Source organism: Acuticoccus yangtzensis, assembly GCF_001927245.1.
GTDB lineage: Bacteria > Pseudomonadota > Alphaproteobacteria > Rhizobiales > Amorphaceae > Acuticoccus > Acuticoccus yangtzensis.
The window spans coordinates 97,137-117,771 of sequence record NZ_MJUX01000004.1 but is presented as its reverse complement, the minus strand read 5'-3'; the positions used below and the strand labels follow the sequence as shown (position 1 = coordinate 117,771).

Genomic DNA, 20,635 nt, shown 5'->3' with positions numbered 1-20,635 from the left:
TTGCACTTGCCTGCCAGACAAGACATTCTCGCTCCGACGTCCGTTGGAGCCCGCGATGCCCGCTAAGATTTCCCGCCGCGACTATGCCGCCATGTTCGGCCCGACCGTCGGCGACAAGGTCCGCCTTGCCGACACCGAACTCATCGTCGAGGTGGAGACGGATCACACCATCTACGGCGAAGAGGTGAAATTCGGCGGCGGCAAGGTGATCCGCGACGGCATGGGCCAGTCCCAGGCGACGCGCGAGCAGGGCGCCGTCGACACCGTCATCACCAACGCCCTCATCGTCGACTGGTCCGGCATCGTCAAAGCCGACGTCGGGCTGAAGGACGGCAAGATCGTCGGCATCGGCAAGGCGGGCAACCCGGACACGCAGCCGGGCGTGACCATCGTCGTCGGCCCCGGCACCGACGCCATCGCCGGCGAGGGCAAGATCCTCACCGCCGGCATCATCGACAGCCACATCCACTTCATCTGCCCGCAGCAGATCGACGAGGCGCTGGCGTCCGGCATCACCACGATGATCGGCGGCGGCACCGGCCCGTCCACCGGCACCAACGCCACCACCTGCACCCCCGGCCCCTGGCACATAGCGCGGATGATCCAATCCGCCGACGCCTTCCCGATGAATCTGGGCTTCGCGGGCAAGGGCAACGCCTCGCTCAAAGCGCCGCTGGCCGAGCAGATCCGCGCCGGCGCCATGGCGCTGAAGCTGCACGAGGACTGGGGCACCACCCCCGCCGCGATCGACACCTGCCTGACCGTCGCCGACGAGATGGACGTTCAGGTGATGATCCACACCGACACGCTGAACGAGAGCGGCTTCGTCGAGGATACCATCGCGGCGATGAAGGGCCGCACCATCCACGCCTTCCACACCGAGGGCGCGGGCGGCGGCCATGCACCGGACATCATCAAGGTGGCGGGGCTCGCCAACGTCATCCCGTCGTCCACCAACCCGACGCGGCCCTACACCGTGAACACGCTCGAGGAACACCTCGACATGCTCATGGTCTGCCACCACCTCGACGCGTCGATCCCCGAGGACATCGCCTTCGCCGAATCGCGCATCCGGCGCGAGACGATCGCCGCGGAGGACATCCTGCACGACATGGGGGCGATCTCCATCATCGCCTCGGACAGCCAGGCGATGGGCCGCGTCGGCGAGGTGCTCACGCGCACCTTCCAGACCGCCCACAAGATGCGCGTCCAGCGCGGGCGCCTCGCCGAGGAGACCGGCCAGAACGACAACATGCGGGTGCGCCGCTACATCGCCAAATGCACCATCAACCCGGCGATCGCGCACGGCATCTCGGCCTATACGGGCTCGGTGGCAGTGGGCAAGCGCGCCGACCTCGTCCTGTGGGACCCCGCCTTCTTCGGCGTGAAGCCGGACATGGTGCTGATCGGCGGCACCATAGCCATGGCGCAGATGGGCGACCCCAACGCCTCCATCCCGACGCCGCAGCCCGTCCACGCCCGGCCCCAGTTCGGCGCCTTCGGCCGCTCCATGACCGCATCCTCCGTCACGTTCGTGTCCCGCGCCTCCGCCGACGAGGACTGGGGCTGCTACAAGGAGACGCTGCCGGTGGAGAATTGCCGCGGCATCGGCAAGAAGGACATGAAGCTGAACGACGCGCTGCCGGTGATCGAGGTGGACCCCGAGACCTACCGCGTCACCGCCGACGGCGAGGTGCTCACCTGCGAGCCGGCCAAGGTGCTGCCCATGGCCCAGCGCTACTTCATGTATTGAGCGTTTTTCACGTCTGGCGCCGGCAGGTGACGGTGTGCGCGTCACCGTGCTCGATGAAGGTGTCGCGGTCAAGGACGGTGATGGGCGAGGCCTCTTCGCCATAGGCGGAGAACTGCGCCTGCAACTCGTCGATCAGCGCCTGCTCGACCGGGACGCCGTCCGCCTTCACGCTGGTGAGGGTGATGGACGTGATTTGCTCGCGCAGGATCGCCCCGTCGAGCGACCAGGTCTGCTCGCCGCTGCCGATCAGCGTGACCGGAACGCCCTTGATGGTCAGCGTGGCGTCGAGCGCGAAGGAGGCGGTGCCGTCGGCCCGGTAGCCGATCTCGCCCCAGGGGGCGCCGGCCTCGTCGTCGGTGCAGAGCCAGGTGCCGACCATGTCGGCGGCGGTGAGGAGCGGCACCGGCCCGGCGGGCCGGGCGACGGCGGCCACGTCGCCATCCTGCGCCGCGGCCGGGGTAGGGCTGAGGCCCGGGACGATCGCGAGGGCGAGGGCGGGCAGGAGGAGAGCGCCGGTCACCCCCATGCGGGCGGCCAGCGGTCGAAGAGCGCGAAAGACGGCGGATCGCATCATGTTCACTCCCCCCTTGGGCGGCCCCGTGACCGGCGACGGCGGCCAGCCCCGCCGATACGCGCGATCTTGCTACGAGGAAAGCCATTGCCGCAGCGCAAAGTCTCGCCCACAAGCGGGCGATGGAGGATGACCATGATCCGCGCCCACACGATCCTGCCTGACGCCGCCGGTCCGGCCGACCTCACCGCCGAGCTCACCTTCGACGACCGCCACCGCCGCCGCATCGTGGTCGCCACGCGCGAAGGTGAGGACGTGCTCGTCGACCTGGCCGAGGCGACGCGGCTCGCCGCCGGCACCCTGATCGCCATGGAGGACGGGCGCACGCTCCAGATCCTCGCACTGGACGAGGCGGTCGCCGATATCACCGCGCCGGACCCGCTGCTGGTGACGCGTCTCGCCTGGCACCTCGGCAACCGCCACACGCCGACGGCGATCCTGGCGGGGCGGCTGCGCATCCGCCGCGACCACGTTCTGGAAGCCATGGTGGAGCGGCTGGGCGGCACGGTGACCTCTCTCAGCGGGCCCTTCGATCCCGAATATGGCGCCTATCACGACGGCGGCGGCCACGGCCACCACGGTCATGATCACCATGATCACGGGCACCATGATCACGGCCATGACGATCACGGCCACCACGATCACACGCATGACGGCGACGCCCACGCGCACGGCCACAATCACGACCATGAACACGGCGGCGGCCAAGCGCACAGCCATGACGAGGGCAACCATGCCCACCACGGCCATGGCCACCACCATGGCTGAGGCGGCGGGGGCCGATCCGCAGCGCCACATGGCGGGGGCGGGCGACCCGGAGCATCACCTGGCACTGCTCCTCACATGGTTTTCGCCGGCTTTTCCGATCGGCGCCTTCTCCTACTCGCACGGCCTTGAAACGCTGTTCGAGAAGGGCGGCCTCGACAACGCGGCGGCCACTCAGAGCGCCATCACAACCGCGCTCTTTGACGGGTCCGGCCAGAGCGATGCCATCATCGCCGCCCACGCCTGGCGCGCGGCTCGTGCCGGTGACGCCGCCGGCATCGACAGCCTGTCCACACTCGCGCTTGCGCTCAGCCCCTCGCGGGAGCGCCGCGAGGAGACCCTGCGCCAGGGCAACGCGTTCGCGGAACTGGTGGATACCGTGTGGTCGGCCGCACGAGACGAACGCGTGTGGTCGGCCGCGCAGGATGAAAGCGTGTCGTCTGCTACACGCGACGCAGGTGTTGGTTCGGCTGCGCTGGACGAAAGCGTGTGGTTCGCAGCGCGAGGCGAAAGCGTGTGGTCGGCTACACGCCACGAAGGCGTGGGGTCGGCTCAGCCGGACGGAGGTGCGGTGTCGGCTGCGCCAGATGTTGGCGCGTCGTGGGCTGCGCGAGGCGAAGCCGTAGGGTCGGCTACGCCAGGCGAACGTGCGTGGTCGGCCTTAAGAGGCGGGGGCGCATGGTCTTCTGCGCCGGGCGAAAGCCTGGGGGCGGCCGCGCGGGGCGGAGGCGGGGGAGGCACCGCGGGAGGGGATGGGCCGCTGTCCGGCGCGGCGGCGGACACCGCGCGGCCGCGGACCATGCGCCTGTCCGACGCCGATTGTCCGCTGCCGGTGGCCATCGGCGCGGCAGGAGGGCTGCACGGTGTGCCGCTGCGCCCGCTCCTCACCGCAGCGCTGCACGCCTTCGCCGCCAACCTTGTCTCCGCCGCAGTGCGCCTCGTCCCGCTCGGCCAGACGGACGGTCAGCGCATCACCGCCGCGCTGCTGCCCGTCGCCGCCGAGGTCGCCCGCCGGGCCGAGGCCGCCGCGTTGGCCGATATCCGCTCCACCGCCATCGGCCTCGACATCTGCGCCATGGCCCACGAAACGCAGCACGTGCGGCTGTTCCGCTCCTGACGGGGCGCCATAGTCGGCGCCATCCTGCGCCCGCCGGGGGCAGTTCGCGGCAGGCCCTTGCCCGCCCGCCGCGCCGGTGCCACAGCTTAAGCAGCGAATGGAAGGATGAACTATGTCGGCGACGGCGCACGGGCCTCTGCGGGTCGGAATCGGTGGGCCTGTCGGCTCCGGCAAGACGATGCTGATGGAACGCCTTTGCAAGGCGCTGCGCGACAAGATCGACATCGTCGCCATCACCAACGACATCTACACCAAGGAAGACGCGCTCATCCTCTCCCGTGCCGAGGCGCTGGACGAGGAGCGCATCATGGGCGTGGAGACCGGCGGTTGCCCGCACACCGCGATCCGTGAGGATGCGTCCATCAACCTCGCCGCCATCAAGGAGATGCGCCAGCGCTTCCCGAAGGTGGACCTGGTGCTGGTGGAGTCGGGCGGCGACAATCTCGCCGCCACCTTCTCGCCCGAGCTGGCCGACCTGACGATCTACGTGATCGACGTCGCCGGCGGCGAGAAGATCCCGCGCAAGGGCGGCCCCGGCATCACCCGCTCCGATCTCCTCATCATCAACAAGACCGACCTCGCCCCCTTCGTCGGCGCATCGCTTGACGTGATGCGGTCCGACACGCTGAAGGTGCGCGGCGACCGGCCCTTTCTGATGACCAACCTGCGCGGCGGCGACGGTGTCGACGACGTCATCGCCTTCCTCAAAACCAAAGGCGGGCTCGCCCTCTGATCGTCGCGGCCTCGCCTTTCAGCCTCGCGCGCACCGCCCACCGGCCTTCGCGCGCTTCGCTCAACACCTTCGCGCGCGTGCTCATCCGCCTTCGCGCGCCGCGTCAATGCCCGCACCGGGCCGTGCCGCTGGAAGGCGGCGCGGCCCGGCGGGTCTATTCCGCCGCCTCGAGGGTGACCGGCTCGGGGGCGCTGTGGACCGTCACACCCGGCACCTGGCCGGTCCAGCGGGCGACCTCCACGCAGGACAATTGGCCCGTGCAGCCCTGGCCGAGCTTCGACGTGCCGCGGTCCAACGTCACCGCGTTCGGGTTGCCGTGGACGCACACCCGAGCGCCGCCGATCTCCACCGGATCGTACCATGCCCCGGTCGACAGGTTCACGCAGCCTTCCAGCACGTCCGTCGTCAACGCCGCCGTGGCGAGGCACTGGCCGCGCGGGCTCGTCACCACCACCACGTCGCCCTCGCCGATGCCGCGCGCCGCAGCGTCGGCCGGGTTCAGCCGGGCGACCTCGCGCCCGTCCCGCTTGGCGGCGCGGGAGGTGGCGCCATAGTCGAGCTGGCTATGCAGGCGCGTCGCGGGCTGGTTGGCGATCAGCCATAGCGGCGCATCCGCCCGCGGCACCTCGGAGCGGTCCAGCCAAACCGGGTGGCCGGGGCAGTCGTCATATCCCATCGCGTCGATCGTGGCGGAAAAGATCTCGATCTTGCCGGACGGTGTGGCGAGAGGCGCGCCCTCCGGGTCCGCGCGGAAGCGGGCGAGGGCGGCCCCATCGTCCGGCATCAGCGGCAGCTCGAGCTCGCCCGCATCGCGCAGCTCGGCCAGCGTCGGCGCCGGGAGGCCCTTGGCCGTCAGCGCGGCGCGGGTCCTCTCGTAGAGGTGGGCGATCCATTCCTCGGCGTCGCGCCCCTCGGTGAAGGCCTCGCCGCGGCCCATGCGCTCGGCCAGGCCGGCGAAGATCGCGTAGTCGTCCCGCGCCTCGCCATGAGGTTCGGCAACCTTGCGCATCACGTGAAGGAGCCGGTCGGTGTTGCCTGCGCCGAGGTCCTCGCGCTCCAGCGTCATCGTCGCGGGAAGGACGATGTCGGCGTGGCGGGCGGCGGAGGTGAAGGCGTAGTCGTGCACCACGAAGGTGTCGAGCTTGCCGAGCGCCTTGGCCAGCCGGTCGAGGTCCTGGTGATGGTGGAACGGGTTGCCGCCCGCCCAGTACATCAGCTTGATGTCCGGATAGGTGAGGCGCTTGCCGTTATAGTCGTAGGCGGTGCCCGGCTTCTCAAGCATGTCCGTCACGCGGGCGACGGGGATGTAGGTGGACACCCCGTTCTCGCCCTGCGGCAGGGTCGGCAGCGGCACGGCGACGGGCGGGCGCCCGGTGTGGCCCATGGCGCCCAGCGAATAGTGGAAGCCGCCGCCGGGAAGGCCGATGTCGCCCAGCATCGCCGCCAGGGTGAGCCCTGCCCACAGCGGTTGCTCGCCGTGCTCGGACCGCTGCAGCGCGTGGGCGGTGGCGACCAGGGTGCGCGCCTTCGCGGCGGCGCGGGCGAGATCCGCGATGGTGGCGGCGGGGATCCCGGTGATCGGCGCGGCCCATTCGGGCGTCTTCGCAACGCCGTCCGCCTCGCCGGTCAGGTAGCGGGCGAAACGGTCGAAGCCGACGGTGTGGGTGGCGAGGAACCCGGTATCGGCGAGGCCCTCGGTGTAGAGGACGTGCATCATCGCCAGCATCAGCGCCGTGTCGGTGCCGGGCTGGATCGCCAGCCAATCCGCGCCCGCTTCCTCCGGCATGTCCGACTTCAGCGGCGCGATGTTGACGAACCGGGCACCGCGGGCGCGCGCCTTGGCCATCGACCCGCGCTCGACGTGCGCGCTGATGCCGCCCTGGGCGATGGTGGAATTCTTCAGCGCCATGCCGCCGAAGGCCAGCACCAGCTCGGTGTCGTTCGCCACCTGCTCCCAGGTGACGTTGTGGCGCGATACGTCGGTCAGCCGGCCGACGATGTGCGGGAAGATCGCGTAGGCCGCCGCCGACGAGTAGGTGCCGACCGAGCGCACATAGCCGCCGAGCGCTGTGTTGAGGAAGCGGTGCACCTGGCTCTGGGCGTGGTGGAACCGTCCGGCGCTCGACCAGCCGTAGGACCCGCCGAACACCGCCTCGGGGCCGAAATCGTCGCGCACGCGGGTCAGCTCGGCGGCGAGACGGTCCAGCACCTCGTCCCACGGCACGGCGACGAATTCATCCCGCCCGCGCGAGGTCGTGGGGCCGGGGCCGTCGGTCAGCCAGCCGCGCCTCACCATGGGGCGGGCGACACGGGCCGAATGGGCCAGCGTGTCGGTAAAGTTCTGCAGGATGGGCGAGGGGTCGGGGTCGGCCGCGTGCGGGGTGATCGCAAGGCGGCCCGCCTCGTCCGGCGTGGCGGAGAAGGCGCCCCAGTGGGAGCTGTGCGTGAAAGTCCGGGTCATGCCGCCACTCTAATACGCCGGGGCGCGACCGCCAGCGGTTTTCGTCCCAAACGCACGGCGATCGCGCTCGGGCACGGCCGGGTGCGAGGGGCCTCCCGTCAGCCGGTGCGGCGCGCCGCCGTCGCCGGGGCGAGGCGCTTTGCCGGGCGCTGCGGCGGCACCCGTCGCGCTCGCGGCTCGCGCACGGCGGCGACCGGTTCGATCTCGCCGAGCGTCGCGTCTTCAAAGGCAGCATCGGCGTATTCGATGCCAGTCTCGGCGAAGGCGGCCTCGGCCGGCGCGGTGTCACAGGGCGCCGGCGCCGTCCGCACGTCGCCCGCGGAACCGAGGCACGCGCGGATCGGCGCGAAGCTGCGCCGGTGATGCACGCACGGGCCGTGCAACGCCAGGGCGGCGCGATGCTCGGGCGTGCCGTAGCCCTTGTGACGCTCGAACCCGTAATGCGGAAAGGCACGGGCAAGCTGCGTCATCAGCCGGTCGCGCGTCACCTTGGCGACGATCGACGCGGCGGCGATCGCGGTCGACCGTCCGTCGCCGCCCACCAGCGCACGGCCCTTGACGCACAGCCCGTCCGGAACGTCCCGCCCGTCGATCAAGGCCACGCTGGGGCGCACCGGCAGCGTCGCCACCGCGCGGCGCATGCCCCACAGCGTCGCCGCACGGATGTTCATCTCGTCCACCCGCCGCGCCGCGACGACGACGGTGGACACCGCCGCCTCGGCGACGATGTGCTCGAACAGCTCGCACCGCACCTTGTGGGAGAGCACTTTGGAGTCCGCCAGACCCTCGATCCGCAAGGTCCGCGGGAGCACCACCGCGGCCACCACGACAGGACCCGCCCAGGGGCCGCGGCCCGCCTCGTCGACACCGCAAACGATTTGATCAAACTGCGATAGCGATCTCATTCGGGCCGGGGACAGCGCCATTTTTGCTCCGGGATGGCATCACAAGAACCAAGAGCTTGCCCCAAAGGCGAACGACAAGCCACAGACCAGCCTGTTGTGGCCTTGATAAGGGGCCACACCGGCGAGGAAGACGGATCAAAAGCTACAGGGCGAGCGGGGTCGTTCAAAGGTGGTCCCCGCCGGAAAAGCCCCGGCAAAGCGGCCGTTTTCCACCGTTTGATCGCGACACGTCCGGGGTTCTGTGCAAACCGCCCGAAAGGCTTTGCACATCCCCCTGCGGCAAGGTCCAATCCTTCGGCGGCAATTTGGTGGGGCCGATTCGGCATGAGGCCGAAGGTCGAGGAGGGTGTTATGCTGAAGACAAAGATGCAGCCCAATCCGCTGATTGCCGGCGCGCTGGGTGAGGCCGACGCGTGGGACGAGCCACGCTGGGCCGACCATGAGACCCATTCGTCGGACTATGAGCGGGCCGTCGCCTCGCTGCACGAGCCCGAGGTGGATCTGCCGGCGGAGCGCAACGGCCGCACGGTCCGCCCGTCGTTGGAGCAGTCCGCCGCTACCTACCGGGCCCGCCAGGGCGAGCGCCGCACGCACCCCGATACGGCGCCCGACAGCACCGGCCGGCACGGCTCCAACCACCGCAGCGCCGCCAACCCGAACGGGGCGAGCCACACCGCCGGCTCCAAGATGCAGCTCCCCAAAGGACACCGCAAGCCCTTCCCGGACCTGCAATCCGTGCCGGACACGCGCGCGTCCTACCCCTCCGGACGCGGCGGGCACGAGGCGGACCATCACTCACCGTCCCCCCATGCGGAGACAACATTGGCCGACTTCCGGACCCTTGCGCGCACCATCGAGCAGATGCGGGGCGGCCGCGGCGCCGCACCGGCACACGGCGCCCCTGCACACGGCGCCTCTGCACACGGCGCTTCGGGACACGGCGCTCTGGGACAAGGCGCGCCCGCCAGGACGGACGATCGCTCCCCGGTCACCGCGCCCGCACGCGCCACATGGCTGGACGATGTGCGCGCTCACACCCACCATGCCGGTACGATCGTCACGCCTCACACCGCATCGGCCCCTGTCGCATCCGCTCCGAACGGGATCCCGGCCCACCTCGCGCCGAGGGGCGGTGCGCCATCTCCCTCCCTGTCGCCGGTCGATACCGTCGCGGACGAAAGCCTCGCCCGTTCGCTCTCCAGCCTCGCCACCGAGGTCGCCTCGCTCGCCAACAAGGCCGACGTCGCGCGGCTGGAGCAGGCGTTGCTCGAAGTTGTGCGCCGCGTCAGCACCCTGGAAACCCGCTTCCACACCCCGCCCGCCGACGACGCCCCGCGCTACGGGATGATCGAGGAGGCTCTGGCCGCACCGCTTGCCCCTGTGCGCTCCGCAGGCGGGCAGCAGCCGCCGCGCGACGGGCGGCCGTCCCGCCCCCGGCGACCCGTGTCAGACCGCCGTCCGGTCGAGCCGCCGCGCCGCCTGACGGTGGAAATGATCGAAGCGCGCATCGCCGAACGCCGCGAGGCCGCCGAACGCGCCACCCGAGCGATGGCCGGAGCGGCGCGCTCCGCGGGAGCCGAGCCCGCCTACGCCGCGCCGCGCCAGATCTTCGGCGCCGCGCCCAACGGCTACACCGGCCAGACCGCCTACGTTCCCTCGCAGCGGACCTACCAATCGGCGCCGCCGGCCTATGCGGCGCAGACCGTGTATGCGCCGCAGCCCGTCCCCGCGAAGAACCCGTTGTCCGAACCGCGCCGGACGCTCGAAACCGTATCGGCCTACGAGCCGCGCGCCCGCTGCGGCCCGCGCCGCCTGTTCAGCTGAGGCGGCTCCGGCCGGTCGGCGCGCGCGGAGGAGGCGCCGCCGAGCCGGCTCAGGGAAAGGCACCCGCCTTGCCGAGCTGGCCCGGAACGGCATGGCCCACCTTGCCAGCCAGCCACGCATCGAGCCCGGCCACCTGGGCAAGGTCCACACCGCTCGCGATGCCCATCCCGTCCAGCATGTAGACGAGATCTTCGGTGGCGATGTTGCCCGTCGCGCGCGGGGCGAAGGGGCAGCCCCCCAGCCCGCCAGCGCTGGAATCGAACACCGAAACCCCCGCCTGCAACGCCGCGTAGACGTTGGCGAACCCGGTGTTGCGCGTGTTGTGGAAATGCGCCCGCCGGGGCAGCGCCGTCAATTCGCCGACACGGCCGAACAGGTCCGTCACCTGCGAGGGAACGCCGACGCCGATGGTGTCCGCGAGCCCGATCTCGTCCGGCTCGTGGTCGAGGATGCGCTTGACGATGTCCGTCACCGTCTCAGCGCTCACCCGCCCGTCGAACGGACAGCCGAACGCGGTCGCGACGCAGACCGACAGGAACCGCCCCGCCGACCGCGTCGCCGCGGCCACGCCCGCAAGGTCGGCCAGCACCGCATCGACCCCGCGCCCCTGGTTGCGCTGCGAGAAGGTCTCGCTGGCGACAGCAACGTAGGTGATCTCGTCACACCCCGCCGTGATCGCCCGCTCGGCCCCCTTCGGGTTCAGCGCCAGACCCGAGTAGGAGACGCCCGACCCCCGGTCGACGCGCGCCATCACCTCGTCGGCATCGGCCATCTGCGGTACGCGCTTCGGGTTCACGAAGCTCGTCGCCTCGATCCGCGTCAGCCCCGCCGCCGCCAGCGCGTCGATGAGCTCCACCTTGTCGTCGGCCGACACGTGCTGCTTCTCGTTCTGCAATCCGTCGCGCGGCGCCACCTCCACGATCGTGACGCGCCGCGGCATCGCCGTGCCGTTCACCGCCGCGCTCATGCGGCGACCTCCGTCACACGGCCGATCGCCCCGGCGTCGGCCAGTCGCTGCAGCGTCTCGGCGTCGAGGCCCAGCCGCCCGGCGAAGATCTCGCCGTTGCAATCGCCGAGTTCCGGCCCCGCCGTGCGCACCTTGCCCGGCGTTTCGGACAGGCGCGGGGCGACGTTCTGCATCTTCAGTTCCCCCAGCTTGGGGTGCATGATCGACACGATCGCATCGCGCGCCTTGAAGTGCGCGTCGGCCAGCATCTCCGGCGCGCGGTAGATGTCGCCGCGCGGCACGCCATGCTCGTCGAGCAGCGCGCCCAGCGCCTCGGCGTCATAGGTGGAGGTCCAATCGGCCACCAGCGCGTCCAGCTCCTCCTGGCGGTCGCCGCGGGCGACGTGGCCGGAGTAGCGTGGATCGGTGGCGAGCTCCGGCCGGCCCATCGCCGCGCACAGGCGCTTGAACACGCCGTCCTGGTTGGCTGCGATCAATGTCATCTTGCCGTCCTTGGTCGGGTAGACGTTGGACGGGGCGATCTTCGGCAGAATGGCACCGGTCCGCTCGCGGATATAGCCGAGCTGCTGGTACTCGGGGATCAGGCATTCCATCACCGCCAGCACCGCCTCGTAGATGGCGCTGTCCACGACCTGGCCACGCCCGGTCCTCTCGCGCACGTGCAGCGCCATCATCGCGCCGAGGCAGGCGAAGGTCGCCGCCAGCGTGTCGCCGATGGAGATGCCCATGCGCGACGGCGGCGTCGCCGGGTCGCCCACCACGTAGCGCATGCCGCCGAACGCCTCGCCGATGGAGCCGTACCCGGCCTTGCCCGAATTCGGCCCCGTCTGCCCGTAGCCCGACACGCGCACCATGATCAGGCGCGGATTGATCTTGGCGAGTTCCTCGTAGCCGAGGCCCCATTTCTCCATGGTACCGGGGCGGAAATTCTCGATCAGGATGTCGGTCGTCTCGACCAGCTTCTTGATGATGTCGCGGCCTTCGGGCTTCCTCGCGTCGATCTCCACCGACCGCTTGCCGCGCGCGACGACCGACCACCAGAGCGAGACGCCTTGCGGGCGCTCCTGGCCCCATTCGCGCATCGGATCGCCGACGCCGGGAGCCTCGATCTTCAGAACCTCGGCGCCGAAGTCGGCCAGGAGCTGGCCGCAGAAGGGGCCGGCCAGAAGCTGCCCCATCTCCAGAACGCGCAGGTCGCCCAGCGGCATGTTCAGTTCGCTCATCTCATCCTCCCCAGGTCCGGCGGCGCTTGGCGCCGTTCTCAGTGCTTGGACAGAAAGTCACACAGGACCTGCCCGAATTCGATCTTCTGTTCCTTGCCCGCGATGACGTGGGCGGCGTTCTTCATGTGGTAGCCGGTGGCGTTCGGGATCGCCTGTTCGATGGGAAGCGTCGTGCGCGGCCCCGTCACCTGGTCCATGTGGGCGTGCAGCACGAAGGTCGGCGCGGTGATCGACCCGGCCCGGTCCGTCATGTCGTGGGTCAGGCAGGCGTTGACGAAGCGCAGGTGCGTGTCGATCCGCCCGTTGATGTGGTGCCACACCCCGTCCGGCCCGGTCAGCCTGTCGATGTTCTTGGCGTAGTAGGCCGGCTCGAAGGACATCACCGTCACCAGCCGCTGGAAGGCGAGGAAGCCGAGGTCGCGGTGAACCTCGGTCATCACGTTGAGTTGGTCGGCGAGGAAGCGGTCCGCCTTCAGCCACGCGCCGGTGTTGACCAGCGAGCGGACCCGCTCCGGCCACGTCGCGGCGATCTCCTGGCCGATGCACGCGCCCATGCCGATCAGCCCCACCATGTGGAAGCGGTCGATGCCGAGATGGTCCATCAGCGCCACCGCGTCCTCGGCATAAAGGCGGGTGGAGGAGGGGACGCTATGGTCGTCCTCCGACTCGCCGATGCCGCGATAGTCGAGCAGGACGACCTTGTGGCGCTCCAGGAGGCCGATGGGCAGGTGCTTCTCCTCGCCGTGGCAGAAGGAGCCCCAGCCGCCCATCAGGATGAGCGGATCGCCCCCCCCATGAGTCTCGTAATACATTTTGTGGTTGTTGATGTCGGCGATCGGCATCGTCTGGGCGTTTCCCGTGTTGTCGTGGGACCGCGCTGGTCGGGCGCGGCCCTGTCGTTGAGGTGTCAGTCCTGGTCCGCCGGCGCGGGGGCGCGGGCGAGGTCCTGGTGGGCGCCGAGTTCGGGCAGGGCGAGGTTCGGGCGCGCGGGCTCGTCGGCGAACTTGGCAGCGTTGCCGATGTGGGTCTGGCCCGCCTCGTCGATCAGCACCATGCCGCGGTGCGCCGTCTGCGGCTCGGCCAGCGCCTCCAGGATGCCGTTGACCGGGGCGAAGCACACGTCCCGCCCCTTGAACCACTCCACCCATGCGGCGAGCGGCTTCTGGGCGAACGTGTCGCTGAGGAAGTCCATCAGCGGCTGCTGGTGGCGGCCGGGGCCGTCCTCGGTCAGCGCGATCAGGTCCGGCCGGCCGAGCGCGGTGAGGAGGTTGGTGATGAACTTCTCCTCCTGCCCGCCGAGCGCCAGATGCCGCCCGTCCGCCGTCTCGTAGATGCGGTAGAAGGCGGCCCCCCCGAGGCTTCGCTCCTCGAGGTTCACCGGCTCGCGCTTCAGCCCCAGCGCGGCGCCGAGCTGGTTCGGGTAGGCCGACAGCACCGCGTCGAACATCGCAAGGTCCACCCGGTCGCCGCGGCCCGTCGTCTCGCGCCGGTAGAGCGCCATGAGGACCGCCGAGAAAGCGTGAAGGCTCGCCAGCATGTCGGCCGCGGCGATGCCGGGGATCGCCGGCGCACCGTCCTGCCCCCGGTTGAGGGTGATCGCACCGGCCAGCGCCTCGACGGCGAGGTCGTGGGCCGGAACGTCGCGCATCGGTCCGTCCTGGCCGAAGGCGCTGATGGAGCAGTAGACGAGCCGCGGGTTCATCGCCCTCAGCCGCTCGGGCCCGAAGCCGAGCCGGTCCATCACGCCAGGACGGAAGCTCTCGACGAAGACGTCCGCGTCCGCCACCAGCGCGTCGAGCTTCGCCTTGTCGGCGGCGTCCTTCAGATTGAGGACGACCGACTTCTTGCCCCGGTTCATGGTGCGGAAGAAGATCGTCGTCCCGTTCTCGCGCGGGCCGATCTCGCGCGCCGGGTCGCCCCCCGGCGGCTCCACCTTGATGACGTCGGCGCCGTGGTCCGCCATCATCAGCGTCATGTAAGGGCCGGGCAGGAAGACCGAGAGGTCGACGACTTTGATGCCTTGAAGCTTCATCGGCCTACTCCGCCGCCGTCTTGATGGCGGCGGTGTCGACGCCCGCCGCCGACAGCACCGCCTCGGTGTCCGCCCCCAGCGCGTTGCCGGGGGTGGCGACGGCGCGCTTGCCGTCGATCTTCAGCGGGCTCGACAGCACCTTGAGGTCGGCCTTCTCGGGATGCGCCGCAGTCTGCGTCATCCCCACCGTGTCCAGCCACGGATTGGCGAAGGCGCGCGGCACGTCGTAGACCGGGGCGGCGGGGAGGATACCGGCGAGGCGGCTCATCCAGTCCTCGGTCGTGCGGGTCTGGAACACCTCGTCCAGAATGTCCGACAGCGCCGCGCGGTTGGTGCGGCGCGCGTCCATGGTGGCGAAGCGCGGGTCGGCGGCGAGGTCCGGCCGCTCCATCGCCGCGGTCAGGTTCAACCAGAACTTCTGCGTCATGCACATGAGGTAGAGCCAGCCGTCGGCGGTCGGCACGGTCTGCACCGGCACGTTGGACGGGTGCGAGCCGCGCGGCAGCCGCACCGGCGCCGTGCCCTCGTTCATGTACCATGTGGCGGGATAGGACATCTGGTGCAGCGCCACGTCGAACAGGCACGTGTCGACGTCGCAGCCCTTGCCGGTGCGCTTCGCCGCCAGGATCGACGAGACCAGGCCGAGCGCCCCGGTGATCCCGGTCATGAAGTCGATCATGGAGAGGCCGAGACGGGTGGGCGGCGCGTCCGGCTCGCCGGTCATCGCCATCAGCCCCGCCTCGGCCTGCATCAGATAGTCGTAGCCCGGCCACGCCTTGCGCGGATTGTCCCGCCCGTAGGCGGAGATGTGCAGGCAGACGATGTCCGGCTTGATCTTGGAGAGCGTCGCATAGTCGACGCCGAGCTTCTCCGGCTGGTCGCCGCGCATATTGTTGGCCACCGCGTCGGCGGTCTTCACCAGCTCCTCGAACGCCGCGCGGCCCTCGGGCGATTTCAGGTCCAGCGCAACGCTCTTCTTGCCGAGGTTGAAGGTTTGATAATACTGGCTGTCCCCGTCGCCCAGCATGTGCGGGCCGACGCCGCGGGAGGCGTCGCCCCCCGTCGCCCGGTTCTCGATCTTGATCACCTCGGCGCCGAGGTCGGCCAGCGCCATGGTGCCGTAGGGCCCGGCGCCGAAGGACTCCAGCGTCAGGACACGGATCCCCTCGAGCGGCCTCATTGCGCCGGGTTCCTCTTGGCCCACTGCTTGGCGATGATGATGCGCTGCATCTCGTTCGTCCCTTCGCCGATGCACATCAGCGGGGCGTCGCGGTAGAGCCGCTCGACGTCGTACTCCTTGGAATAGGAGTAGCCGCCGTGGACGCGCATCGCCTCCATCGCGTTCTCCACACCGGCTTCGGAGGCGAAATATTTCGCCATGCCGGCCTCCATGTCGCAGCGCTCGCCGCGGTCGTAGGTGGCGGCGGCGTCCAGCACGAGGAGTCGCGCGGCGCGGGCCCGGGTCGCCATCTCGCCGATCTTCAGCTGGATCGCCTGGTGCTGGATGATCTCCTTGCCGAAGGTCTTGCGCACCTGGGCATAATCGGACGCCCGTTGCAGTGCGCCCTCGGCGATGCCGGCGCCGCGCGCTGCGACGTTGATGCGGCCGAGCTCCAGCCCACCCGCCACCTGCAGGAAGCCCTTGCCCTCCTCGCCGCCGACGAGGTTGGCGGCCGGAACGCGGTAGTCCTCGAACACCAGTTCGGCCGAGTCGATGGAATTATAGCCCATCTTCTTCAGCTTCTTGCCGATGCGGAAGCCCTCGCCCTTGGGGGTGATGAAGAGGCTCATCCCCTTGTGGCGCGGCTCCGCGGCGGGATCCGTCTTCACCAGCAGCGCGAAGCACGAGCCCTCGATACCGTTGGTGATCCACGTCTTGGTGCCGTTGATGACGTAATCGTCGCCGTCACGCTTGGCGACGGTGCGGATCGCCTGCAGGTCGGTGCCACAGTCCGGCTCGGTGAGACCGAGGCCGCCGCGGATCTCGCCCGACGCGAACTTGGGCAGCCACTCGGCCTTCTGCGCCTCCGTGCCGAACCGCTGCACGGCGGCGGCCATCATCAGGTGCGAGTTGAAGATCCCGGTCGGCGCCATCCACGTCTGGCTGATGCGCATGACGATCTTGGCGTAGGTGGTCGCCGGCAGGCCGAGGCCGCCATAGTCGGCGGAGATGGTGGCGCCGAACAGCCCCAGCTCCTTCATCTGCTCGACGATCTCGTGCGGGTACTCGTCGCCATGGTCGAACTTCATGGCGACCGGCTTCAGCTCGCCTTCGGTCCACCGGTCGATGACGTCGAGCAGTTGCGCCTCGTCGTCCTCGGAGATGGTCGCGGCCACGGGTTTGGTCTGAATATTCATGGCTTCACCTCAATAATTCGCGGCGGCTTCGAAGTCGGCGCCGGCTTTGGGGACCAGCATCACGCGCTCGAACTCGCACACGGTGGTGCCGTCCTGGTTGGTGCCGATGGATTTGATGGTGACGATCCCGTCGCCGGGGCGGGACTTCGACTCGCGCTTGTCCAGCACCTCGGACGAGGCGTAGAGCGTGTCGCCCACGAACACCGGGGCGGGCATGCGGATCTCTTTCCAGCCGAGGTTGGCTTTCGCCTTCTGCGACACGTCGGTGACGCTCATGCCGACGATGACGGCCACGGTGAACGGGCTCGCCACGATGATCTTCCCGAACTCCGAATGCTTGGCGTACTCCTTGTCGAAGTGCATCGGGTGGGTGTTCATCGTCAGCAGCGTGAACCAGGTGTTGTCGCTCTCGGTGATCGTGCGGCCGGGCCGGTGCTCGTAGACGTCGCCGATGGCGAAATCGTCGAAATAGCGGCCGAAGGTCTCGCGATAACGCTGTGAGCCGATCTCTTTGACGGCGGCTTTCATGGGCGTTTCCTTTGCGTTTCTGGCGGGCGCGCGCTCATGTGTGGTCCGCGAGGGCCAGGATGCGCTCGTAGCGGCGCACGATGGGGCCTTCGACGAACTCGCCGTCGAGCTGTGCGACACCCTTGGTGCGGAAGGTTTCGATGACGGCGCGGGCCCGCTCCACCTCCGCCGCGCTGGGGCTGAAGGCGGCGTTGATCGGGTCCACCTGGGTGGGGTGGATGGCTGCCTTGCCGGTGAAGCCGAGGGTCGCCACCCGTGCGGCCTCAGTGGCCAGATGGTCGAGCTCCTTGATGCGCACGTGCGGCACGTCGATCAGCGGGCGCTGGGCACCGGCGGCGGCGAGCACCAGCGCCTGGCGGATCGCCAGCAGCGGCTCGAAATCCATCGTCGCGCCGATCTCGGCGGCGAAGTCGGCGCCGCCGAACATCAGCGCCGTGGTGCCCGGCGCGGCGGCGATCTCGTCGGCCGCGCGCAGGCCCCGCACGGTCTCGACCAGCGGCAGAACGCCCACGTCGCCGAGGGCGGCGGTGACGATCTCGATATCACGCGGCGTTTCGGTCTTGGGGAGAAGCACCGTCGCCGGGGCGCGTCCGGCGAGTGCGGCGAGGTCCTTCAGCCCCTCCAGCGTCGTAACGCCGTTGATGCGCACAGCCATGCGGCGCGCCGTCGCCGCGTCGAGCCCGGCCAGGTAGGACGAGACGGCCTCGCGCGCGGCCGCTTTCTGGTCCGGCAGCACGGCGTCTTCCAGGTCGATGCAGACGATGTCCGCCGCGGTGGCGAGCGCCTTGGCGAAACGGTCGGGCCGGGCGCCGGGCACGAACAGCAGGCTGCGGCAGGCGAAGGGGGGGCGTGTCACGGGTGCCATTTCCATCTTGGGGCCGGGTGCGAGGCCCGGTGCCGGGCCGAATAAGTGGGGCGAACGGCCGGGCCGTCCGGCGGGCCATCGGGATGAGGTCGCAACGGCCGGCAGCGTCGGGCGGTCAGGGCCGGCGGGCGGCGGTCACGGTGGCGCCAGCCCGGAGGCCGGCCGATCACGGGGGGCGGGAAGCCGAGGCGGGGAGGGCGCCGGAGGACCCGCCCCCCGCCGAGCGGGTGCCGCGCCACGGTGGGCGCGGCTTCGGCTCAGTCCTGATACTTCGCCAGGAAGTCCTGGAACGTCTTGTAGGCGTCCGGATGGGCGTCCACGAAGGAGGCCTGCGCCGCCTTCGCCTGCTCGTGGAACCTGGCGAGCACCGCCTCGTCCTCGACCACCATCAGCTCGCCGCCCTGGCTCACCATCAGGTCACGCTTCTCGTTGTCGCCCTCAATGCCGCGCTGCCACTGCGTCGCCAACAGCTCCGCCGTCGTGTCCTCGACGATGGTGCGCAGGTCGTCCGGCAGGCCCTTCAGCCACGCATCGTCCGCCACCACGGTGTAGGTGACGAGCGACAGGCCGGGGACCAAAGTCGCCTTCTGCGCGCCGGACACGCCGACCATCTCCCATCCGCCGTAAGAGGTGAAGATGCCGTCGATCGCGCCCTGCATCAGCCCGGCCGCCATCTCGGTCGCCGGCATGGTGACGGGGCTCGCGCCGTAATTCTTCATCAGGTCCTGCAGCACCTTGCCGCCGGTGACGCGGATCTTGGCGCCGTTCAGCGCCTCTTCACTCTCGACGAAGCTGTCGGGGAAGAGGAACACGAGGTCGCCCGCGCGCATCAGCCCCATGACCCTGAGGCCGCGTCCGGCCACCATCTCGGACAGCGTGTCCGAGAGTTCCTGCGCGGCGCCCTCTTTGGTCATCAGCGCGTCGGTGATGGCGAAGGGGAGGTTGACGACGCCGTAGTCCGGCGCGATCGCCTCGAGCTGCACGCTGACCGGCCAGACCATGTGCACGGTGCCGGTGCCGATGGAGGCGAGCGCCTCGCTGTCCTTGAAGAGCGAGCTGGAGTGGTAGACCTCCACGTTGATTCGCCCGCCCGACTTCTCTTCCAGCGTGGCGGCATATTCATCCATCAGCTTCGCGGCCCAATGGTTCGGCGCGATCTGGTTGGTCATCACCATTTCGACGTCGGCGGCGGCGGCGGGCTGGCTCGCCAGCGCCACGGACGACAGCAGCATGAGTGCGAGGCTGGAGCCTTTGAGCACGATGTTTCCTCCCGTTCTTATTTATACGGATAAGATCGACCCCCTCCGCCGGATTTGTCAATCTATTTGTCCGTATGAATTTTGGCTCTGTCTGGCGGGATCTCGGCTCCGCGCCTCGATGCGCGTTCTGGCACGCACGAAATCCGCGGTTGCCGGCGCTGATTTCGCCGCAAAACCGGGGCGATGAGAAAACAGATCCAATTCCTTAAACTGACGCCTTGTTGACGGCAGGCGTTTCGTCTGCAAATTTGTCCATACAAAATATCGCCGTATGCCGACGACCCGCGGCGCACCCTTGCAGGAGGGACTGAGAGGCCACTATGGATTGCTACGCCGCCGCGCCCGAGGGTTCCGTGAAGCCGCGCTACCAGGCCATCTTCGCCACACTGCGAGAAGAGATCGTCACCGGTCAGTGCCCGCTCGGCACCAACCTGCCGACCGAGCACGCCTTGTCCGAACGCTTCGCCGCCAGCCGCCACACCGTGCGCGAGGCGCTGCGCCAGCTCCAGAGCGAAGGCCTCATCGAGCGTCGCCAGGGGGCAGGCTCGCGCGTCATCGCCACACAATCCGCCCCGCGCTTCTCCAACACCATCGGCTCGCTCGGCGAATTGATGCAATACGCCTCCAGCACCTTCCTCGAAGTGCTGGCGACCGAGCGCATTCTCGTCGGCGCGCCGGAGGCCGCACGGCTCGGCTGCGAGCCGGACACCGTGTGGACCCGCGTGGCGCTCCTGCGGCGCGAAACGCGGGACACGCCGCCGGTCTGCTTCACCCACCTCTTCCTGCCCGCCCCGTTCGACGGGGTCGCCGACACGATCGGCGCCGTCCCGCGTGCCGTCTACCGCCTCATCGAGGACCGCTACGACGTTACGCTCCACCAGGTGCACCAGATCGTCGAGGCGACCCTTGCCGATCCGGACGTCGCCTCGCGCCTCGGCGTCGAACCGGGCTCACCCATCCTCACCGTCACCCGGCGCTACGAGGCGGAAGAGCACGGCCTGATGGAAGTCACCATCAACCACCACCCCGCCGCCACCTTCCGGCACGAGATGACCCTCACCAATGTCGGCGGGCGCGACGGCACCCGTCCGGCGGCGACCCCGTCCGATCCGGCCAAGGCGCCCAAGGCGCGGGCCTGACGCGGCGGCACAGGACAGCGCACGGGCGCCACGCGTGCCCGGCCCGCCGCGATCCGCCAAAGGCGCGGCCCTCCGCAAGGAGATCACCCACAACAGAGCCCCGGCAAAACGGGGCGAGGAAACGCCCATGGCGGC

Annotated in this window: 18 protein-coding genes; 6 read left to right on the top strand and 12 right to left on the bottom strand. The window is 69.7% G+C overall.

The features are described 5' to 3' along the window. Positions 1-55 precede the first annotated feature (55 nt). A complete protein-coding gene (gene ureC / locus BIX52_RS11950; protein WP_075221320.1) occupies positions 56-1,753 on the top strand; it encodes an urease subunit alpha in 1,698 nt (565 codons plus the stop codon). 7 nt (positions 1,754-1,760) lie between these two features. On the opposite strand, the gene BIX52_RS11945 is transcribed toward ureC, so the two are convergent. Further along, the gene (locus BIX52_RS11945) at positions 1,761-2,327 is read right to left on the bottom strand and encodes a hypothetical protein (RefSeq protein WP_075221319.1); all 567 of its coding nucleotides are present in this window, start codon (positions 2,325-2,327) and stop codon (positions 1,761-1,763) included. Positions 2,328-2,459: 132 nt separating this feature from the next. On the opposite strand from BIX52_RS11945, the gene BIX52_RS11940 reads away from it, so the two are divergent. The 3 genes from BIX52_RS11940 to ureG all read left to right on the top strand — a co-directional run bounded on the left by BIX52_RS11940 (position 2,460) and on the right by ureG (position 4,939). Beyond that, positions 2,460-3,092 carry an urease accessory protein UreE gene (locus BIX52_RS11940; protein WP_075221562.1) on the top strand — a complete coding sequence of 211 codons (633 nt, stop codon included), beginning with the start codon at positions 2,460-2,462 and terminating at the stop codon, positions 3,090-3,092. Next, on the top strand, positions 3,058-4,206 hold the full coding sequence (locus BIX52_RS11935) for an urease accessory protein UreF (RefSeq protein ID WP_075221318.1): 1,149 nt from the start codon (positions 3,058-3,060) through the stop codon (positions 4,204-4,206). Before BIX52_RS11940 ends, BIX52_RS11935 begins: the two co-directional genes overlap by 35 nt. Positions 4,207-4,318: 112 nt before the next feature. After that, complete coding sequence (gene ureG / locus BIX52_RS11930; RefSeq protein ID WP_075221317.1) at positions 4,319-4,939, top strand: urease accessory protein UreG; 621 nt, start codon at positions 4,319-4,321, stop codon at positions 4,937-4,939. A 154-nt stretch (positions 4,940-5,093) separates the two neighbouring features. On the opposite strand, the gene BIX52_RS11925 is transcribed toward ureG, so the two are convergent. Next, positions 5,094-7,400 carry a molybdopterin-dependent oxidoreductase gene (locus tag BIX52_RS11925; RefSeq protein ID WP_075221316.1) on the bottom strand — a complete coding sequence of 769 codons (2,307 nt, stop codon included), beginning with the start codon at positions 7,398-7,400 and terminating at the stop codon, positions 5,094-5,096. Positions 7,401-7,498: 98 nt separating this feature from the next. Continuing rightward, positions 7,499-8,305, bottom strand: a complete 807-nt coding sequence (locus BIX52_RS11920) for a ribonuclease HII (RefSeq protein WP_075221315.1) — start codon at positions 8,303-8,305, stop codon at positions 7,499-7,501. Positions 8,306-8,656: 351 nt separating this feature from the next. On the opposite strand from BIX52_RS11920, the gene BIX52_RS11915 reads away from it, so the two are divergent. Further along, positions 8,657-10,129, top strand: coding sequence for a hypothetical protein (locus BIX52_RS11915; RefSeq protein WP_075221314.1), 1,473 nt, complete (start codon positions 8,657-8,659; stop codon positions 10,127-10,129). A gap of 49 nt (positions 10,130-10,178) precedes the next feature. On the opposite strand, the gene BIX52_RS11910 is transcribed toward BIX52_RS11915, so the two are convergent. From BIX52_RS11910 to dctP, 9 genes are all read right to left on the bottom strand, one after another. Beyond that, positions 10,179-11,096, bottom strand: coding sequence for a hydroxymethylglutaryl-CoA lyase (locus BIX52_RS11910; protein ID WP_075221313.1), 918 nt, complete (start codon positions 11,094-11,096; stop codon positions 10,179-10,181). Then, positions 11,093-12,319 carry a CaiB/BaiF CoA transferase family protein gene (locus tag BIX52_RS11905; RefSeq protein ID WP_075221312.1) on the bottom strand — a complete coding sequence of 409 codons (1,227 nt, stop codon included), beginning with the start codon at positions 12,317-12,319 and terminating at the stop codon, positions 11,093-11,095. The genes BIX52_RS11910 and BIX52_RS11905 overlap by 4 nt, the downstream gene beginning before the upstream one ends. 38 nt (positions 12,320-12,357) lie before the next feature. Further along, positions 12,358-13,161, bottom strand: a complete 804-nt coding sequence (locus BIX52_RS11900) for an alpha/beta fold hydrolase (RefSeq protein ID WP_075221311.1) — start codon at positions 13,159-13,161, stop codon at positions 12,358-12,360. A 65-nt stretch (positions 13,162-13,226) separates the two neighbouring features. Further along, positions 13,227-14,351, bottom strand: coding sequence for a CaiB/BaiF CoA transferase family protein (locus BIX52_RS11895; RefSeq protein ID WP_075221310.1), 1,125 nt, complete (start codon positions 14,349-14,351; stop codon positions 13,227-13,229). A 4-nt stretch (positions 14,352-14,355) separates the two neighbouring features. Further along, positions 14,356-15,531 carry a CaiB/BaiF CoA transferase family protein gene (locus BIX52_RS11890; protein ID WP_075221309.1) on the bottom strand — a complete coding sequence of 392 codons (1,176 nt, stop codon included), beginning with the start codon at positions 15,529-15,531 and terminating at the stop codon, positions 14,356-14,358. Next, a complete protein-coding gene (locus BIX52_RS11885; RefSeq protein WP_075221308.1) occupies positions 15,528-16,709 on the bottom strand; it encodes an acyl-CoA dehydrogenase family protein in 1,182 nt (393 codons plus the stop codon). Before BIX52_RS11885 ends, BIX52_RS11890 begins: the two co-directional genes overlap by 4 nt. Positions 16,710-16,718: 9 nt before the next feature. Continuing rightward, positions 16,719-17,237, bottom strand: a complete 519-nt coding sequence (locus BIX52_RS11880; protein WP_075221307.1) for a MaoC family dehydratase — start codon at positions 17,235-17,237, stop codon at positions 16,719-16,721. A gap of 34 nt (positions 17,238-17,271) precedes the next feature. Beyond that, entirely contained in the window at positions 17,272-18,093 is an 822-nt protein-coding gene (locus BIX52_RS11875; RefSeq protein WP_205647809.1) for an HpcH/HpaI aldolase/citrate lyase family protein, read from the bottom strand. A 266-nt stretch (positions 18,094-18,359) separates the two neighbouring features. Further along, on the bottom strand, positions 18,360-19,361 hold the full coding sequence (gene dctP / locus BIX52_RS11870) for a TRAP transporter substrate-binding protein DctP (protein WP_205647808.1): 1,002 nt from the start codon (positions 19,359-19,361) through the stop codon (positions 18,360-18,362). 320 nt (positions 19,362-19,681) lie between these two features. On the opposite strand from dctP, the gene BIX52_RS11865 reads away from it, so the two are divergent. Beyond that, the gene (locus BIX52_RS11865) at positions 19,682-20,500 is read left to right on the top strand and encodes a GntR family transcriptional regulator (protein ID WP_075221305.1); all 819 of its coding nucleotides are present in this window, start codon (positions 19,682-19,684) and stop codon (positions 20,498-20,500) included. The last annotated feature ends 135 nt before the right edge of the window (positions 20,501-20,635 follow it).

Excerpts from the sequence above, each read along its gene's own strand:
- BIX52_RS11915 (WP_075221314.1), top strand. The coding sequence starts at position 8,657 with ATGCTGAAGACAAAGATGCAGCCCAATCCGCTGATTGCCGGCGCGCTG.
- BIX52_RS11910 (WP_075221313.1), bottom strand. The coding sequence starts at position 11,096 with ATGAGCGCGGCGGTGAACGGCACGGCGATGCCGCGGCGCGTCACGATC.
- BIX52_RS11925 (WP_075221316.1), bottom strand. The coding sequence starts at position 7,400 with ATGACCCGGACTTTCACGCACAGCTCCCACTGGGGCGCCTTCTCCGCC.
- ureC (WP_075221320.1), top strand. The coding sequence starts at position 56 with ATGCCCGCTAAGATTTCCCGCCGCGACTATGCCGCCATGTTCGGCCCG.
- BIX52_RS11940 (WP_075221562.1), top strand. The coding sequence starts at position 2,460 with ATGATCCGCGCCCACACGATCCTGCCTGACGCCGCCGGTCCGGCCGAC.
- ureG (WP_075221317.1), top strand. The coding sequence starts at position 4,319 with ATGTCGGCGACGGCGCACGGGCCTCTGCGGGTCGGAATCGGTGGGCCT.
- BIX52_RS11865 (WP_075221305.1), top strand. The coding sequence starts at position 19,682 with ATGGATTGCTACGCCGCCGCGCCCGAGGGTTCCGTGAAGCCGCGCTAC.
- BIX52_RS11905 (WP_075221312.1), bottom strand. The coding sequence starts at position 12,319 with ATGAGCGAACTGAACATGCCGCTGGGCGACCTGCGCGTTCTGGAGATG.
- BIX52_RS11945 (WP_075221319.1), bottom strand. The coding sequence starts at position 2,327 with ATGATGCGATCCGCCGTCTTTCGCGCTCTTCGACCGCTGGCCGCCCGC.
- BIX52_RS11890 (WP_075221309.1), bottom strand. The coding sequence starts at position 15,531 with ATGAGGCCGCTCGAGGGGATCCGTGTCCTGACGCTGGAGTCCTTCGGC.
- BIX52_RS11895 (WP_075221310.1), bottom strand. The coding sequence starts at position 14,351 with ATGAAGCTTCAAGGCATCAAAGTCGTCGACCTCTCGGTCTTCCTGCCC.
- BIX52_RS11885 (WP_075221308.1), bottom strand. The coding sequence starts at position 16,709 with ATGAATATTCAGACCAAACCCGTGGCCGCGACCATCTCCGAGGACGAC.
- BIX52_RS11935 (WP_075221318.1), top strand. The coding sequence starts at position 3,058 with ATGCCCACCACGGCCATGGCCACCACCATGGCTGAGGCGGCGGGGGCC.
- BIX52_RS11920 (WP_075221315.1), bottom strand. The coding sequence starts at position 8,305 with ATGAGATCGCTATCGCAGTTTGATCAAATCGTTTGCGGTGTCGACGAG.
- BIX52_RS11880 (WP_075221307.1), bottom strand. The coding sequence starts at position 17,237 with ATGAAAGCCGCCGTCAAAGAGATCGGCTCACAGCGTTATCGCGAGACC.
- BIX52_RS11900 (WP_075221311.1), bottom strand. The coding sequence starts at position 13,161 with ATGCCGATCGCCGACATCAACAACCACAAAATGTATTACGAGACTCAT.